The sequence below is a fragment of the Endozoicomonas sp. Z74 genome (genome assembly GCF_057680865.1).
The window spans coordinates 18,537-32,795 of the sequence record NZ_JBLYZI010000064.1; the positions used below are offsets into that span (position 1 = coordinate 18,537).

The 14,259-nt window shown below is 51.7% G+C and carries 14 protein-coding genes; 11 read left to right on the forward strand and 3 right to left on the reverse strand.

Annotated elements, in window-relative coordinates; genetic code table 11:
* The first annotated feature begins 13 nt into the window (after positions 1–13).
* Together ACNRUY_RS17150 and ACNRUY_RS17155 are read left to right on the forward strand one after the other, a co-directional pair.
* The gene (locus ACNRUY_RS17150; protein ID WP_488112874.1) at positions 14–724 is read left to right on the forward strand and encodes a 16S rRNA (uracil(1498)-N(3))-methyltransferase; all 711 of its coding nucleotides are present in this window, start codon (positions 14–16) and stop codon (positions 722–724) included.
* Between the two features lie 237 nt (positions 725–961).
* On the forward strand, positions 962–1,753 hold the full coding sequence (locus ACNRUY_RS17155; RefSeq protein ID WP_488112875.1) for a DUF2059 domain-containing protein: 792 nt from the start codon (positions 962–964) through the stop codon (positions 1,751–1,753).
* A 73-nt stretch (positions 1,754–1,826) separates the two neighbouring features.
* Here the strand turns inward: ACNRUY_RS17155 and ACNRUY_RS17160 are convergent, their stop codons facing one another.
* Together ACNRUY_RS17160 and ACNRUY_RS17165 are read right to left on the reverse strand one after the other, a co-directional pair.
* The gene (locus ACNRUY_RS17160) at positions 1,827–4,097 is read right to left on the reverse strand and encodes a primosomal protein N' (protein WP_488112876.1); all 2,271 of its coding nucleotides are present in this window, start codon (positions 4,095–4,097) and stop codon (positions 1,827–1,829) included.
* A 60-nt stretch (positions 4,098–4,157) separates the two neighbouring features.
* Positions 4,158–4,325: a hypothetical protein gene (locus tag ACNRUY_RS17165; RefSeq protein ID WP_488112877.1), complete on the reverse strand. Its 168-nt coding sequence runs from the start codon at positions 4,323–4,325 to the stop codon at positions 4,158–4,160.
* Positions 4,326–4,377: 52 nt separating this feature from the next.
* Here ACNRUY_RS17165 and rpmE point away from each other — a divergent pair, with 52 nt between their 5' ends.
* From rpmE to ACNRUY_RS17180, 3 genes are all read left to right on the forward strand, one after another.
* The gene (gene rpmE, locus ACNRUY_RS17170) at positions 4,378–4,590 is read left to right on the forward strand and encodes a 50S ribosomal protein L31 (RefSeq protein ID WP_488112878.1); all 213 of its coding nucleotides are present in this window, start codon (positions 4,378–4,380) and stop codon (positions 4,588–4,590) included.
* 84 nt (positions 4,591–4,674) lie between these two features.
* Positions 4,675–5,577, forward strand: coding sequence for a thermonuclease family protein (locus ACNRUY_RS17175; RefSeq protein WP_488112879.1), 903 nt, complete (start codon positions 4,675–4,677; stop codon positions 5,575–5,577).
* A gap of 232 nt (positions 5,578–5,809) precedes the next feature.
* A complete protein-coding gene (locus tag ACNRUY_RS17180; RefSeq protein ID WP_488112880.1) occupies positions 5,810–7,066 on the forward strand; it encodes a malic enzyme-like NAD(P)-binding protein in 1,257 nt (418 codons plus the stop codon).
* Positions 7,067–7,089: 23 nt separating this feature from the next.
* Here ACNRUY_RS17180 and ACNRUY_RS17185 read toward each other — a convergent pair whose 3' ends face one another.
* Positions 7,090–7,446 (reverse strand): hypothetical protein, encoded by a 357-nt coding sequence (locus tag ACNRUY_RS17185; RefSeq protein WP_488112881.1) that lies wholly within the window; start codon positions 7,444–7,446, stop codon positions 7,090–7,092.
* 427 nt (positions 7,447–7,873) lie between these two features.
* Between ACNRUY_RS17185 and ACNRUY_RS17190 the strand changes: the two genes are divergently transcribed.
* The 6 genes from ACNRUY_RS17190 to ACNRUY_RS17215 all read left to right on the forward strand — a co-directional run bounded on the left by ACNRUY_RS17190 (position 7,874) and on the right by ACNRUY_RS17215 (position 14,124).
* Entirely contained in the window at positions 7,874–8,131 is a 258-nt protein-coding gene (locus ACNRUY_RS17190; protein ID WP_488112882.1) for an HPr family phosphocarrier protein, read from the forward strand.
* Positions 8,132–8,585: 454 nt separating this feature from the next.
* Entirely contained in the window at positions 8,586–9,596 is a 1,011-nt protein-coding gene (gene gap / locus ACNRUY_RS17195) for a type I glyceraldehyde-3-phosphate dehydrogenase (protein ID WP_488112887.1), read from the forward strand.
* Between the two features lie 217 nt (positions 9,597–9,813).
* Positions 9,814–11,247: a pyruvate kinase gene (gene pyk / locus ACNRUY_RS17200; protein WP_488112883.1), complete on the forward strand. Its 1,434-nt coding sequence runs from the start codon at positions 9,814–9,816 to the stop codon at positions 11,245–11,247.
* A 109-nt stretch (positions 11,248–11,356) separates the two neighbouring features.
* A complete protein-coding gene (gene pfkA, locus ACNRUY_RS17205) occupies positions 11,357–12,337 on the forward strand; it encodes a 6-phosphofructokinase (RefSeq protein ID WP_488112884.1) in 981 nt (326 codons plus the stop codon).
* A 396-nt stretch (positions 12,338–12,733) separates the two neighbouring features.
* Positions 12,734–13,240: a PTS glucose transporter subunit IIA gene (gene crr, locus ACNRUY_RS17210; protein ID WP_488112885.1), complete on the forward strand. Its 507-nt coding sequence runs from the start codon at positions 12,734–12,736 to the stop codon at positions 13,238–13,240.
* 314 nt (positions 13,241–13,554) lie between these two features.
* On the forward strand, positions 13,555–14,124 hold the full coding sequence (locus ACNRUY_RS17215) for a hypothetical protein (RefSeq protein WP_488112886.1): 570 nt from the start codon (positions 13,555–13,557) through the stop codon (positions 14,122–14,124).
* The last annotated feature ends 135 nt before the right edge of the window (positions 14,125–14,259 follow it).

Here is a 14,259-nt window from a genome sequence, read left to right on the forward strand (position 1 = left end):
GTATGCCCACAGAATGAACCTTCTTTTACTCACTCCCCAGGATTTTATTGATGACCGGCAGGTTGTGCTGAATGAGCGACAACTCAAACATGTAATGGATGTGCATTGTGCCCGGGAGGGGGATCAGCTCCGGGTGGGCTGTATCAATGGAAAGGTGGGGGCTGGCACCATTACTCATCTTTCTTCCGGTCAGATACGGTTGTCGGTGGAGTTGACAGAAAATCCACCTGAGCCTCTCCCGCTGACGCTGCTTCTGGCCCTTCCCCGGCCGAAAATGCTCAAGCGCTCACTTCAGCACCTCACTGCACTCGGGGTGAAGAAAATCATCCTTATGAACAGCTATCGTGTGGAAAAGAGTTACTGGCAGACACCCTGGCTGGAGCCGGGCAAAGTTCGTGAGCAGCTGGTACTGGGGCTGGAGCAGGCTCGGGATACGGTTCTGCCGGAAGTGATTCTGGAAAAAAGGTTCAAGCCGTTTGTTGAAGATCGCCTGCCAGAGCTGGTGAAAGGCAAGCGAGGGCTGGTGGCTCATCCAGGGCGGGGAAGCGCCTGTCCACACCAGATCACCGATGAGGCGGTTCTGGCCATTGGCCCTGAGGGCGGCTTTATTCCTTATGAAGTGGAAAAGCTGGAGCAGGCAGGGTTTGAGCGAATTCATCTGGGACCCAGAATCCTGCGGGTAGAAACGGCGGTTACCGCTCTGGTCAGTAAGCTTTACGATTGATTTTTGAGGGGGTATCTTAAAAAGACACTAGAAGCCTGTCGGACTTACGACAATTTCGGCTTAAAATCCAGGGAGAACGGCCAAATTGTCCGATGAATTCGATTAAATAGGTCAACTATTCGCACGAATCCATCGAACAATTTGACTCGTTCTACTGAATTTTATGCTCGAAAGCATAAGCCCGACAGGCTTCCGGCACCACAGACTCAACTCGGCTCTGGCCATGGATGGAAAGAGATGGATGGAAAGAGATTGGTGGTTGTATGGCTGTTGACCTCCCTTGCCCTGTTAATTGCCCAGTTAACCCCTCCGGCTGTCTTTAACTCCGTTGCGGCGGATAAAGATCTGTTGCTCGAAGAGCTTTATGACAGCGCTGATCTTGAACGGCAGTTGCAGTGGGTGCATGACAGTATGACGCTGCAGCAGCAGCGATACCCCCTTCCGGAAGAAGTGGTTGATACCGTTAATCAGGTTGTAAAGGTAAGGTACAGCTCCGATTATTTTCGCTCTTCCATGAAGGCAACTCTGGATGAAGCGTTGTCCGTGGGAGAGCTGCTACGGCTGATTGACTGGTACAGCTCCCCCCTGGGGCAGAAAATTCTTCACCTGGAAGCCCAGGCCAATGACCCCGCCAATTTTGAACGAATGGAGTCGTATATCCAGGAAAAACTGTCCCAGCAGGTGCCCAGAACCAGCCGAATTCGTCTGCTGGAGGAACTGATGGAGGTTCTGGATGCGGTGGAGTTGAGTACTGAGCTGGCTGCCAGTGCCTCAGTAGGGGCCCAGCGTCTTTTGCGGGAAGTGATGCCGCTGGGGGATGGGCAGCCCATGCGACCGGCACAGGTTTTGAAAGCACGAGAGAAACCAACGATCCGCAAGGGAATGTCGGACCGGATGAGGAATATCTTTCTTTATACCTACCGCAGTCTTCCGGATCATGAAATTCGCAGTTATCTGGCCTTTGCCCGGGAAAATGCCATGCAGAATTTCCAGCGGGGCCAGATTCAGGCGCTGGCACGAATGCTATGATTTGCGATGTCTGTGATGGAAGGTTCTCGCTGGCTGAAGGCTCGTGGTACATCTGGCGTTTTGTTATAACGGGTCAGCTCATCTCCTGAGGATCAATATCCACGGTCCATTTCAGCTTTCCTGGCAGGCGCTGGTTTTCCAGGTAGTGAACCAGGTTGGCGATGGCTTTGTGCAGGTGGTTTCGATGGTTGCCATGGAGCATTAGCTGCCAGCGATATTTTCCCTGCCGTTTTTCCATGGGGGCGGGAATCGGCCCCAGTACCCGGACCTCCTGGGCTTCTCCTCTGGAATGCATCTGTTCCACCATTTGCCGCAGTCCGGCCAGTAATGTTTCACTCTCTCCGTTGTGTGGGGATTCTGCCCTGATCATGGCCAGAAAGCCCTGTGGCGGCAGGTTCAGCTGCTGTCGTTCAATAAACAGGTGATCTGCATAACGGCTGTAATCGTTCAGTGACAGCAGCTGCAGGGAAGGGTGTTGAGGGTTGTGGGTCTGGATAAGTACCTCGCCAGGCTTGTTGCCGCGCCCGGCCCGACCTGCCACCTGCATGATCAATTGGCCAGTCCGTTCCAGTCCCCGGAAGTCTGCACTGAACAGACCTGCATCGGCATTGATGATGGCCACAAGAGTGACATCGGGAAAGTGGTGCCCTTTGGCCAGCATCTGGGTGCCCAGAAGGATGCAGGGCCTGCCGGTTTTGATCTGTTCAAGCATTTGCGACAGAGCCTGTTTTTTACGGGTGGAGTCCCGGTCAATCCTGAGCACCGGGTAACCGGAAAACATTTGGTTCAGTGTTTGTTCTGTCCTCTCTGTGCCCTGGCCGGCCGGTTGCAGTTTTCGGCTCTGGCAGGCGGGGCATTGCCAGGGAATGGCGGTTTGAAAGTCACAGTGATGACAGTGCATATGAGGGGGCTGCCGGTGCAGTGTCATATGCGCGTCGCAATGAGGGCAGTCAATGATAGTGCCGCAATCATGGCAGATCATGGAGGGTGCATAGCCCCGCCGGTTCAGGAAGACCATGACCTGATTACCCTGACCCAGGTGACGGGCTGTCCGGTTGGTCAGCTCTGTGGAGAGGCCGTCACGGAGGGCTTGCTGTCGTATATCCAGCAACTCCATTCTGGGGGGAAGTGCCGCTCCTGCCCGCTGTTTAAGGTGAAGCTGGGTGTAACGGCCACGTCGTGCGTTATGCATGCTCTCCAAAGAGGGGGTTGCTGATCCCAGAACGATGGGGCAGTGGTTTTGCCTTGCCCGGTAAATAGCCAGATCCCGGGCATTATAGCGGAGGCTGTCCTGCTGCTTATAAGACGCATCATGTTCTTCATCCACAATAATCAGGCCGAGCTGTGGCATGGGGGTAAAGATACCGGAGCGGGTTGAGATCAGAATCCCTGCTGAACCGTTGGCGGCTTCCAGCCAGCCCATAAGGCGTTCGCTGTCGTTCAGTCCTGAGTGCAGGCAGGCGACGGGAACCTGAAAGCGCTGGCGGAATCGGCTGACAGTCTGTGGTGTCAGGCCGATTTCAGGAATCAGCACCAGAGTTTGTTTACCTTCCGCCAGAGCGGCTGCAATGGCCTGCAGGTAGACTTCTGTCTTGCCGCTGCCGGTGACGCCTTCCAGAAGAAAAGGGCGGAAAGCCCTCAGGCCGTCCGTTATGGCTTCACAGGCAAATTGTTGCTCTTCATTCAGCTTCAGGGGGGCTGACCGGACTGCCTCAGTGATGGCGGTAAAAGGTTGGGGCAGTGGTTCTATCTCCCGACGGGTGATCCATTTTTTTTTATCAAGCTGCTGTACGATGGCTCTGCTGAACCCGGCTTCCACCAGTGCTTCAATAGGCGTACCCGTTTTCTGATGGGTGATGAACTCAAGGGCTGCCCGTTGTTTTGGGGCCCTTTGTAAGGATTTGAGGGTGTCGTCGTCCAGCTGCTCTGAAACCGGGAACCAGTGCGGTATGGATCCTGAAGAAGCAGGGCTGCCCATCCGCAGTTTTTTGGGCAGCGCCTGGCTGAGGGTGTCTCCGAAGCTGTGATGGTAATAACGGGATGCCCACTGACAAAGGTCTATGACGTCTTTTGGAAGCAATGGGTGGGTGTCCAGAATCCGGGTGACGGGCCTGATCTTTTCGGGTGGAACATTTGTTTCTTTTTCAATGGAGGTGACAATGCCGGTTAACTGCCGGGTCCCAAAAGGAACCTGTACCCGCATGCCGGGATGGATGGATTCCAGATGGGCTTCCTGAGGAGCCTGATAGTCAAATAACCTTCTTAAAGGGGTGGGGATGGCGACCCGCACGTAGCCGGAAGGGCCTGGGCTGGAAGGAGGAGTATCTGTCAGGCTGGAGGTCATACGGGGTCCGGAGTCAAAGGTTTACGCCCTGCCCAGTGTACCCTCTGGGGCCAGGGCTGATCAAAGCCGCTGTTCATTACGCAGTGCAATAAAAAGCGGCCAGGCGCTATTTGCCTCATTGTCAGAGTCTGGTATTATCTCGCGTCTTTGTTCATTCAGCCTGCTGGCAGGTTGAATATCAGCGTGCGGTGCCTGTCTCAAGATGGATTCATGGTTTTGTGTAGCCATGATTGCTCCAGAAGACTCAGGTGGCGGCACGCATCTGTTTGAGGAAATTCAAATGAAGCCGGAAATCCATCCGAATTACGACGACATCACAGTGACCTGCAGCTGTGGTAACAAGATTCAGACCCGCTCTACTCTGTGCAAGGATTTGCACATTGAAGTATGCTCCAAGTGCCACCCATTCTATACTGGCACCCAGAAGGTGATGGATACCGGTGGCCGTATTGAGCGCTTCAACAAGCGTTTCGGCAAGCTGGGCCGCAAGTAAGCAGCATCAGGCTGTCGATAGAGGGCGCGTCTGGAGTCTCTGTCAGAAAGTGCTGCTCCCACAAACAGGGTGGCAGCAATCACGATGGATAAACATTCAGACTTGTTCTCTGAACCGTGCCAGGCGGCAAGTACTATAGAAAGTACGGGCTTAAAGGATGCGGACCAGAAAAAGGCGACTGTGAAAACAGTGGCCTTTTTTTTGTGCCTGTTATTTTCTCTGCAGGGGTATGGGGAGGTTTGCCGTTGGGAGTCCGGTGCCAGGGGCGTGGAGAAGGTGATCCTGCAGAAAGTCATTGATGGCGATACCGTATGGCTCAAAGACGGTCGTAAGGTCAGGCTCTTGTCGATCAATGCACCGGAAATTGCCCATGAAGACAAGCCTGGTGAGCTCCTCGGTGAGATCTCCAGGCGCACCCTGGAAAGGTTGTTGAAAGGCCAGAGTTCGTTGCTTTTTCTTCCTGCACCCCAGGGGCAGGATCGTTATGGCAGGCATCTTGGACGGCTTTTTCTTAAAGACGGCTCATCTGTTGAATCATTACTGTTAAGTCAGGGAATGGCTTTTCAGGTATTTTTTGAGGGAGTGACTCCCTATCAAGCCTGTCTGTCAGAACAGGAAAAGCAGGCCCGAAAGAAGAGGCTGGGTGTCTGGGGCCAAAGCCCGGTTCTGTCGTCAGCATCACCTGGGCTCAGTGCTGGTTTTTCCATTATCAGGGGAAAAGTGCAGAAGGTGTCCCGGTCCAGGAGTGGTGACTTTGTCTGGGTTGAACTCCGTGGTGAAGTGGTCTTAAGACTGTCAGGATCCATAGTGAAAAGCTCACAGAGGTGGCTGAATTCGCTGGTCAACCGGGAGGTAGAAGCCCGGGGGTGGATGGTTGACCGGATGAACCCGCAGGAAGCCAAAACGAAAAAAAAGCGATTGAAGAAAGGGTATAAGCGATGGATGCTTCTGGTGCATCAGAAAGAATCCATTGAGCCCACGCACTGAATCCTGATTGTTTATGGAATGACCGATCACTCGTTGCTTTCTGGCGATAAAGCCTGGCGGTTCTTTTCGATATTCGTAACGGTATCGCCATTTCTATCAGAATACGGTGGAAGCTTCCCGTAAAACTACTTCTCTGAACGTTGTTTCGCAGGGATGAACTTATTTCTTCAATTGGCGTATGATATTGACCTTCTTCAATTAACTGATTGCCGGTGTCGTATTAAAAATGCCAATGGATATGAAACAAGCAGCCCTGGACTATCACGCTTTTCCCAAGCCTGGAAAAATTGCCATTGAATTGACCAAGCCGGCAGAAACCGCCAGGGATTTGTCCCTGGCATACAGTCCGGGGGTGGCGGAGCCGGTCCGGGAGATTGCGGAAGACCCTGCCAATGCATATCGATACACCGGTAAAGGAAATCTGGTGGCGGTGATCAGTAATGGCTCTGCCATTCTTGGGCTGGGTAATCTCGGAGCGCTCGCCAGTAAGCCGGTGATGGAGGGAAAGGCGTTATTGTTCAAGCGTTTTGCCGGTGTTGATTCGGTGGATATTGAAGTGGACTCAGAAAGCCCTCAGGCTTTTATTGATACGGTGAAAAGGATTGCCTGTACCTTTGGTGGAATTAACCTTGAAGATATCAAGGCGCCGGAGTGTTTTGAAATTGAACGCCGCTTGATTGAAGAGTGTGATATCCCGGTGTTTCATGATGATCAGCACGGCACGGCCATTGTTACCGCGGCAGGGATGTTAAATGCGCTGGAAATTGCCGGGAAAAAGATTGAAGAAGCAAAGCTGGTCTGCCTTGGAGCCGGGTCGGCGGCGATTTCCTGTGTGAAATTATTAATCAGCTGTGGCTTTAAGCCGGAAAATGTACTGATGCTGGACAGCCGGGGGGTGATTCATTCCGAACGAAAGGATTTGAACCAGTACAAGACGAACTTTGCTGTAGAAACCAGCTGTCGCACATTGGATGATGCCATTGAAGGGGCTGATGCGTTTCTGGGGGTATCCGGGCCTGATCTGCTGTCTGAAGAGCAGTTGAGCAAAATGGCTGTGAATCCGATCGTGTTTGCCTGCGCCAATCCTGATCCGGAAATTCGTCCAGAGCTGGCCCGAAAAGCGCGGCCCGACGTGATTATGGCAACAGGGCGTTCCGACTATCCGAACCAGGTCAATAATGTTCTGGGCTTTCCTTTTATTTTCCGGGGTGCTCTTGATGTCCGTGCCTCCAGAATTAATGAAGCCATGAAGGTTGCGGCTGTGCACGCTATCCGGGAGCTGGCTAAAGAAGAGGTTCCCCAGCAGGTAAGGGATGCCTACGAAGGCGTTGAGCTGAGCTTTGGTGCTGACTACATTATTCCCAAGCCAACGGATCCGAGACTCCTGGGCCAGGTCTCAGCCGCTGTGGCAAGGGCTGCGGTGGAGTCCGGGGTGGCCAGGGCCGGTTATCCTGCTCATTACCCTCTGAAGTCTCTGGATGATGTCTGAGTCCTGAAGGCTCCTGAACCGGGTCAGGGCTCACTGCTTTCACTGAGCCCTTTCCAGAATGATTTGGCGGAATCCACTGCCGACTTTCCTGCCTCAACGGCTTTCTCTGAAACATTCTTTCCTGTTTCTGTAGCCTTTTGTGACAGTTCCTTTGCTGAATCCACGCCAGAGTCCAGGGTGCATGAGGCCCGCTTGCCAAGACATTCGGCCTTGCAGCTGGTCAGGTTTGAGTCGTCACCCAGGCTGGCGACCTGGCACTGCGCTTCGCAGAGGGACTGCTGTTGTGAGCAGGATAGAAGCTCCGCAGAAGAAAGCGAGGGGAGTAATAACAGGGCTGCAATCAGGTAAGACTTCATAGTATCAAAAATAAAAACAGTCATTTAATCCGGCATAAGACGTTGTGGGTATCTTACCATGGGTTGTGCTGATGGTGCTTTAGCCCGGTCGATTTTGAGCTCCACAAAGTCGCAGGGAATGGAACTTTCCCACAGAATTTCACTCTATTCTTTCCATGCCAGGTGGCAGGTCGTGTTTGCCCCTGTTTTCAGGAATTGTCCCTGATCAATATTTTTGCACATAATTTCTTTCCCTCCGGGCGAATTCACAGAAAAAACGTTTGGTGAAAACCGGGGAGTGATGACAAAAAGTTGGTTAAACTGTTCAACTCTGATCAGCTCTTCAGAATGTAACAGGCTGCCCTTCGTGAGGGGTAATAGCGTTTTCTGCAGAGGGTCAGAATAAGGGGGAGGAGCAGAAACGCGTCTGCTGTAAAGGATTCAGCCGATTGGTCAGACTGTGGAGAAACTAATGTTCAAAAAAGATGTAGTGATTACCGCTGAAAATGGGCTGCATACCCGGCCAGCAGCACAGTTCGTCAAGGAGGCGAAGATGTTCGATTGTGATATCCGTCTGGAGGTTGGAGGCCGACAGGCCAGTGCCAGAAGTTTATTCAAACTGCAGACGCTGGGCTTGACTCAAGGCTCCACTGTCAGCATTATCGGTGTAGGTGAAGGTGCTGATAAAGCTGTAGAACATCTCGCGGAGTTCATCACTCAGCTAAAGTGATTCTGCAGGATGGTTTATAGTTGCTACTGACTTTAGACCGAAGTATCCGGACAGGCTCTGTGGCCGATCTGGGTATGGCTTTCCCGGCACTCTTTATCACGCTGGTCATGTAACGAATGGCCAGTAGCTTCGGCAAACGGTTGGCCCGATTGAGAAGCGGTGTGAGATTATGTGTTATGTCTTGTTTACTTTTGCATATTTGTAACTCCGTGCTATCTAAATGTCAACCCTTGTCGACCTGTTTTGAGCGCTGTCGGGATTAAGATCCTGCGAAGGGTGCCTGGGTGAATACGATCAGCCCTGAATTTGTGCTGTGAATGGCCGTTAAACCCTGTGGAGGGGGTCCTCTGTAGGGGTTTTTACTGTGCTGTATTCGCCCGGGAAATCCTATTTACTAGATACAGGGCGGTATTATTGCTTAGGCATAGCCGCTTAGATTAACGGTATTGGAGACATCATGATCAAGATTGCAATTAATGGCTATGGCCGTATCGGTCGCAATGTACTGCGTGCACTTTACGAAGCCGGTCGTCGCGACGAGTATCAGATTGTTGCCATTAATGATCTGGGTGACACCAAAATCAACACTCATCTGACCAAGTACGACACTGTACACGGTCGTTTCAACGCCCAGGTTGAAGAAGGTGAAGGTGCTCTGTACGTCAATGGCGACGAAATCAAGACATTCTCTGAGCGTGATCCGTCCAAGCTGCCCTGGGCCGCTCTGGGTGTTGACGTTGTTTTTGAGTGCACCGGTGTATTCCGCTCCAAGGATGCCTGCCGTCCGCACCTGGACGCTGGCGCCAAGAAAGTCATCATTTCTGCTCCTGGCAAAGACGTTGACGCTACCATCGTATACGGCGTTAACCACGACAGCCTGACCGCTGACATGACCGTTATTTCCAATGCTTCCTGCACCACCAACTGCCTGGCCCCAATCGCCAAGCCGCTGAATGATGCTCTGGGCATTGAAAAAGGTCTGATGACCACTATCCATGCGTACACCAATGACCAGCGTCTGAGCGATGTTTATCACTCTGACCTGTACCGTGCCCGTGCCGCTGCCATGAACATGATTCCAACAGCTACAGGAGCTGCTGCAGCTGTAGGCCTGGTTGTGCCTGAGCTGAAAGGTAAGTTTGACGGCATGGCTGTTCGTGTTCCTACTGTGAACGTTTCCCTGGTTGACCTGAGCTTTGTTGCGGGTCGTGAAACTACTGCAGAAGAAGTGAACGAGATCATCGCTGCGGCTGCCAAGTCTAACCCAGCCATGGGCACCGTTCTTTCTGTGAACCATGAGCAGCTGGTTTCCATGGACTTTAACCACAGCCCATACTCCTCCAACTTTGACGCCACCCAGACCCGTGTTCAGGGCAACCTGGTGAAGGTGATGTCCTGGTACGACAACGAGTGGGGCTTCTCCAACCGTATGCTGGATACTGCCAAGGCTCTGATGAACGCCTGAGGCTAAGTACCTGTATGGATGCCCGCACAAGCTTTTTTATAAGCCTGTGCGGGCTGTTTTGTTGTTGTGGATCACAGGTTCTGCTGACATAGAGTTCTTGCTGTCAGGCATGCAGCTTTATATCAAGAGAATCTATACCTGTCGCTTGCTGTATTGACTCCCCAGGGGCGCATTTGGGACCCCGTGAAGGCGATGGGTTCATCAGCGAGAGGATATCATGCTCAGACGTACCAAAATTGTTGCAACACTTGGACCTGCCACCGAATCAGAAGAGCAGCTGGAAAAGCTGATCAAGGCGGGAGTCAATGTGGTCCGGATGAACTTTTCCCACGGTGACCCGGATGATCACAAGGTACGTGCACAGCGAGTTCGTTCAATTGCTGCCCGCCTGAACCTCAGCGTTGCCATTCTGGGTGACCTGCAGGGACCGAAAATCCGCATTGGCCGTTTTCAGAATGGGAAAATCCACCTTCCGGACGGTGCCAGCTTTGTTCTGGATGCCAGCCTTCCCATTGATGATGGTGACGAAACCCAGGTGGGCCTGGCTTATAAAGATCTGCCTGATGATTGTAAGGTCGGCGATATTCTTCTGCTGGACGACGGCCGCATCAGTCTTGAAGTCATGGGTATTGAGGGTTCTGCCATCACCACCAGGGCCATCAATGGCGGCGAGCTGTCCAACAATAAAGGGATCAATCTTCAGGGAGGCGGGCTGTCTGCTGCGGCTCTGACCGATAAAGACAAGGAAGATATTCATCTGGCGGCGGAAATGGGGGTGGATTTCCTTGCGGTTTCTTTTGTGCGCAGTGCGGGTGATGTGGAAGAGGCCCGCCGGTTACTGAAGGAAGCCGGGGGCTCGGCCGCAATCCTTTCCAAGATCGAGCGGGCTGAGGTAGTGAATGACCCCCAGCTGTTGATCGAAGTGATTAAGGCTTCCGATGCCATTATGGTTGCACGGGGTGATCTCGGGGTGGAAATTGGAGACCCTGAGCTGATTGGTGCCCAAAAGCACATGATAAACGAAGCTCGTCGTCTAAATAGGCCGGTGATTACCGCCACCCAGATGATGGAGTCCATGATCCATAACACCCAGCCTACCCGGGCAGAAGTGTTTGATGTGGCTAATGCGGTTCTTGACGGAACCGATGCGGTGATGCTCTCCGGGGAAACGGCTACCGGCAAGCGCCCTGATGAAGTGGTCAAGGCCATGAGCCGGATCTGCCTTGGAGCAGAAAAGCAGACAGTTGAGTATATGACCGACAGGAAGGTCGGCACTTTTGAGCATGTGGATGAGGCCATTGCCCAGGCAACCCTGTTTGCTGCTAATCACCAGGATGACATCAAGGCCATTGTCTGCCTCACCAAAAGTGGCTCAACCCCTCTGTGGATGTCCCGTATTAACTCCCGGCTGCCTATTTATGCCCTGACCCGCTATAAAACTACTGAGCGGCTGGTCGCCCTGTACCGAGGGGTAGAAGCGGTCGCTTTTGACAGTGGTACTCGCTATGGACCCGAAGTGAATGATCGAGCCATTGAGGTCCTGAAAGAGCGGGGGATTCTGGAGTCAGGTGACAAAATTATTCTGACCAAGGGCGAAAGTCAGGAAATTGAGGGTGGTACCAACACCATGCAGATCATCTGTATCAGCTAAGCTGTCCGGAATGAACTCTGGGGTTGATCCCTGTTGTATTTTCGAGCGCTTGCTTAAGCGCTATAACCTTTTTTTACGCTATGGGCATTTGTAAGGAGAAAAGCCGAGCATGACCGAATTAAAGAGAGTTGGTGTTCTGACGTCCGGGGGAGATGCTCCCGGAATGAACGCGGCCATTCGTGCCACGGTCCGTGCCTGCATTTACTACGGCATTGAGCCCGTTGCTATTCATGAAGGTTACAAGGGGCTGATCGACAATCAGCTGGAAGTTGTGGGTGCCCGTTCTGTGGCCAACATCATTAACCAGGGCGGGACTTTTCTGAAGTCTGCCCGCTGCCAGGAGTTCAGAACCAAGGAAGGGCGTCTTCAGGCGTTTGAAAATGCCCGTAAGGCAGAGCTGGATGCCTTGGTTGTTATTGGAGGTGATGGCTCATTCACTGGTGCCATGCTGTTTGAAGAAGAGCATGGTATGCCCTGCATAGGGATACCCGGAACCATCGATAATGATATTTATGGAACGGACCACACTATTGGCTACGACACCGCTCTTAACACAGTGGTTGAGGCCATTGACAAGATTCGTGACACAGCCACATCCCATAACCGGCTGTTCTTCATCGAGGTAATGGGGCGGGATGCCGGCTTCATTGCGCTGAATACTGGTATTGCCTCCGGAGCAGAGGATATCCTGATTCCTGAGCAGGAAAAAGGGGTTGATCAGTTGATGGAGTCACTTCAGAAGAGCGGCCGTGCTGGTAAAACCTCCAGTATCATTGTGGTGGCTGAAGGTGATAAAGGCGGCGGTGTCTTTGAGCTTTCCCGCGCGGTTGAGGACAAGTTCCCGGAATATGAAGTCAAGGTGACTGTGCTGGGGCATATCCAGCGTGGCGGAAAGCCCAGCTGCTTTGACCGGGTTCTGGCCAGCCGTCTTGGGGTGGCTGCGGTTGAAGCCCTGAGAAATGGCGACAGCGGTATTATGGTGGGCGTGCGTGATCAGCAGGTGGTCAAGACGCCTCTGGAAAGAGCCATCAGCAAGCATAACCTGATTGATAACCACTTAATGAAGGTGGCTGATATTGTTTCAGTCTGATGACTTTGGTTTCAAAATAAGGGTGTCAAAACAAGGCGCTTCTGGAAGATAAACGGATAGATCAGGCCTCGCATACTGCGGGGCTTTTTCTTTTTATGCCGATGTGCGGTATCCTGACACTTGCTGATAGGAGCCTGTCGGGCTTACGACCATTTTGGCCTAAACCCAGAAAGAACGGCCACAGCCATGAGCGGTTCAAGGCTGCTTCGATTAAATAGACCGGCTATTTATGCTGCCCTATGGGTAATTGCACGAATCCATCGAAGCAGCTTGAGCCAAGACAGTGACTCGTTCTACTGAATTTTATGCTCGAAAGCATAAGCCCAACAGGCTCCTGGATAGACGACCATTCATTACTCCCTCCACTCCATTTTGTAACAGCAGTAGGTAACAATCATGGGTATCTTCGATTCACTGAAGAAAAGTTTGGGGCTTGGCGCTGCAGAAGGTACGGTTCTGAAAGCTCCGCTAAAGGGTAAAATTGTCCCGATAGAAGAAGTGCCTGATCCGGTTTTTGCCGATAAGGTGGTGGGTGATGGTATTGCCATAGATCCCACTGGCAATGTGATGGTGGCCCCCTGTGATGGGGTGATTGGGAAAATTTTTGAAACCAACCATGCCTTCAGTATGGAAACCCCTTCCGGTGTTGAGCTGTTTGTTCATTTTGGTATTGATACTGTCGAGCTAAAAGGGGAAGGGTTTAAGCGAATTGCCCGTGAGGGGCAGCAGATCAAGGCGGGTGAGCCTGTCATTGAAGTGGACCTGATGCAGCTGAAAGAGAAAGCTCGCAGTGTGATTACCCCCATTGTTATTTCCAATATGGATGATGTTGCCAGGCTTGAAAAATCCAGTGGTTCTGTGGATGCCGGTACAGATACATTGTTGACGGTGCATATGAAGTAACGAACCCACGCTGATGGGGCTGCAGTTGATTGGAGTTTTCTCCACATGGGGTAGCAGATGCTGCATCCTGGTTTCTCCATAGCATGCTCACAAACGTTCAGGTCTGAGTGTTATTTCAGGCCTGTTCTGGTTTGTTTCTATGCATGTTGGGGTGGATAAATCAGAATACGAGCGCAAGCTGTTGAAGGGACTTTGCTTGCACTTTCATTATCATGCGTATTTGCATACAGCAGAGCTGTTGCGTGACAATAATTCTACAAAAATGATTATTCAGGAAACCTAAGGATGGTTGAACCTTATTTCAGGAGGAAATTGTGAAAAATAATATATCAGTATTATTGTTTGTTGTATCTGTTTTATTTAATGCGCATTCAGCGCAAGCTTGTATCGGTACGACGGATTTACCACCACAGTTCATTCCATACTTTGATGAAATTTCTGATCCTGAGTTGTTAGCCCGATCGATGGGGGCTCCCGGGGAGGGAAAGTTGTGCCAGGGCAAGGTTTACCAGGCCAATGTCAATGTTATTAATGAAGATATCATTGTTTATCGTGCTTGGAATAGCACTAATCCAGGTAGCAGGATGGGCCTCTGGTGGTCATTTGTTGTGGTCGAGGGACCTGTTGCTGAGTTCAGGGAAGACTATGAGGTGTGTTACCAATGGTCTCCGCTTGATGTGATGGTGCAATGCAGGGTGACATCAGGTATGAAAATGATATTGGGTAATGGTCAAAGCGCAAAGTGCTCTGACTACCTGACTTACCCGGAGTCTGCTACACAGCAGGTCTATATTGAAGATGCTGCGGATAACCTTATGGATTGTGAAAATTATGACGGTGTTTTTCAGTGGGTTCCAGCTGTGAGCTTGCAACCCAGTCTCTAACACTGAGGTGTAGTAGTTCAGACCTGATCTGACAGTCACCGATTTTTCAGAGGGTGTCTGTCAGGTCAAATTCAGGCTACAAATTTTTCCTTCCAGATCTCTTTGCCATCTATCAGAGTTTCCATTGGCGTTCTT

Excerpts from the sequence above, each read along its gene's own strand:
- ACNRUY_RS17175 (WP_488112879.1), top strand. The coding sequence starts at position 4,675 with ATGGATAAACATTCAGACTTGTTCTCTGAACCGTGCCAGGCGGCAAGT.
- pyk (WP_488112883.1), top strand. The coding sequence starts at position 9,814 with ATGCTCAGACGTACCAAAATTGTTGCAACACTTGGACCTGCCACCGAA.
- ACNRUY_RS17185 (WP_488112881.1), bottom strand. The coding sequence starts at position 7,446 with ATGACTGTTTTTATTTTTGATACTATGAAGTCTTACCTGATTGCAGCC.
- rpmE (WP_488112878.1), top strand. The coding sequence starts at position 4,378 with ATGAAGCCGGAAATCCATCCGAATTACGACGACATCACAGTGACCTGC.
- ACNRUY_RS17150 (WP_488112874.1), top strand. The coding sequence starts at position 14 with ATGAACCTTCTTTTACTCACTCCCCAGGATTTTATTGATGACCGGCAG.
- pfkA (WP_488112884.1), top strand. The coding sequence starts at position 11,357 with ATGACCGAATTAAAGAGAGTTGGTGTTCTGACGTCCGGGGGAGATGCT.
- ACNRUY_RS17165 (WP_488112877.1), bottom strand. The coding sequence starts at position 4,325 with ATGGCTACACAAAACCATGAATCCATCTTGAGACAGGCACCGCACGCT.
- ACNRUY_RS17190 (WP_488112882.1), top strand. The coding sequence starts at position 7,874 with ATGTTCAAAAAAGATGTAGTGATTACCGCTGAAAATGGGCTGCATACC.
- ACNRUY_RS17180 (WP_488112880.1), top strand. The coding sequence starts at position 5,810 with ATGGATATGAAACAAGCAGCCCTGGACTATCACGCTTTTCCCAAGCCT.
- ACNRUY_RS17160 (WP_488112876.1), bottom strand. The coding sequence starts at position 4,097 with ATGACCTCCAGCCTGACAGATACTCCTCCTTCCAGCCCAGGCCCTTCC.
- ACNRUY_RS17155 (WP_488112875.1), top strand. The coding sequence starts at position 962 with ATGGATGGAAAGAGATTGGTGGTTGTATGGCTGTTGACCTCCCTTGCC.
- crr (WP_488112885.1), top strand. The coding sequence starts at position 12,734 with ATGGGTATCTTCGATTCACTGAAGAAAAGTTTGGGGCTTGGCGCTGCA.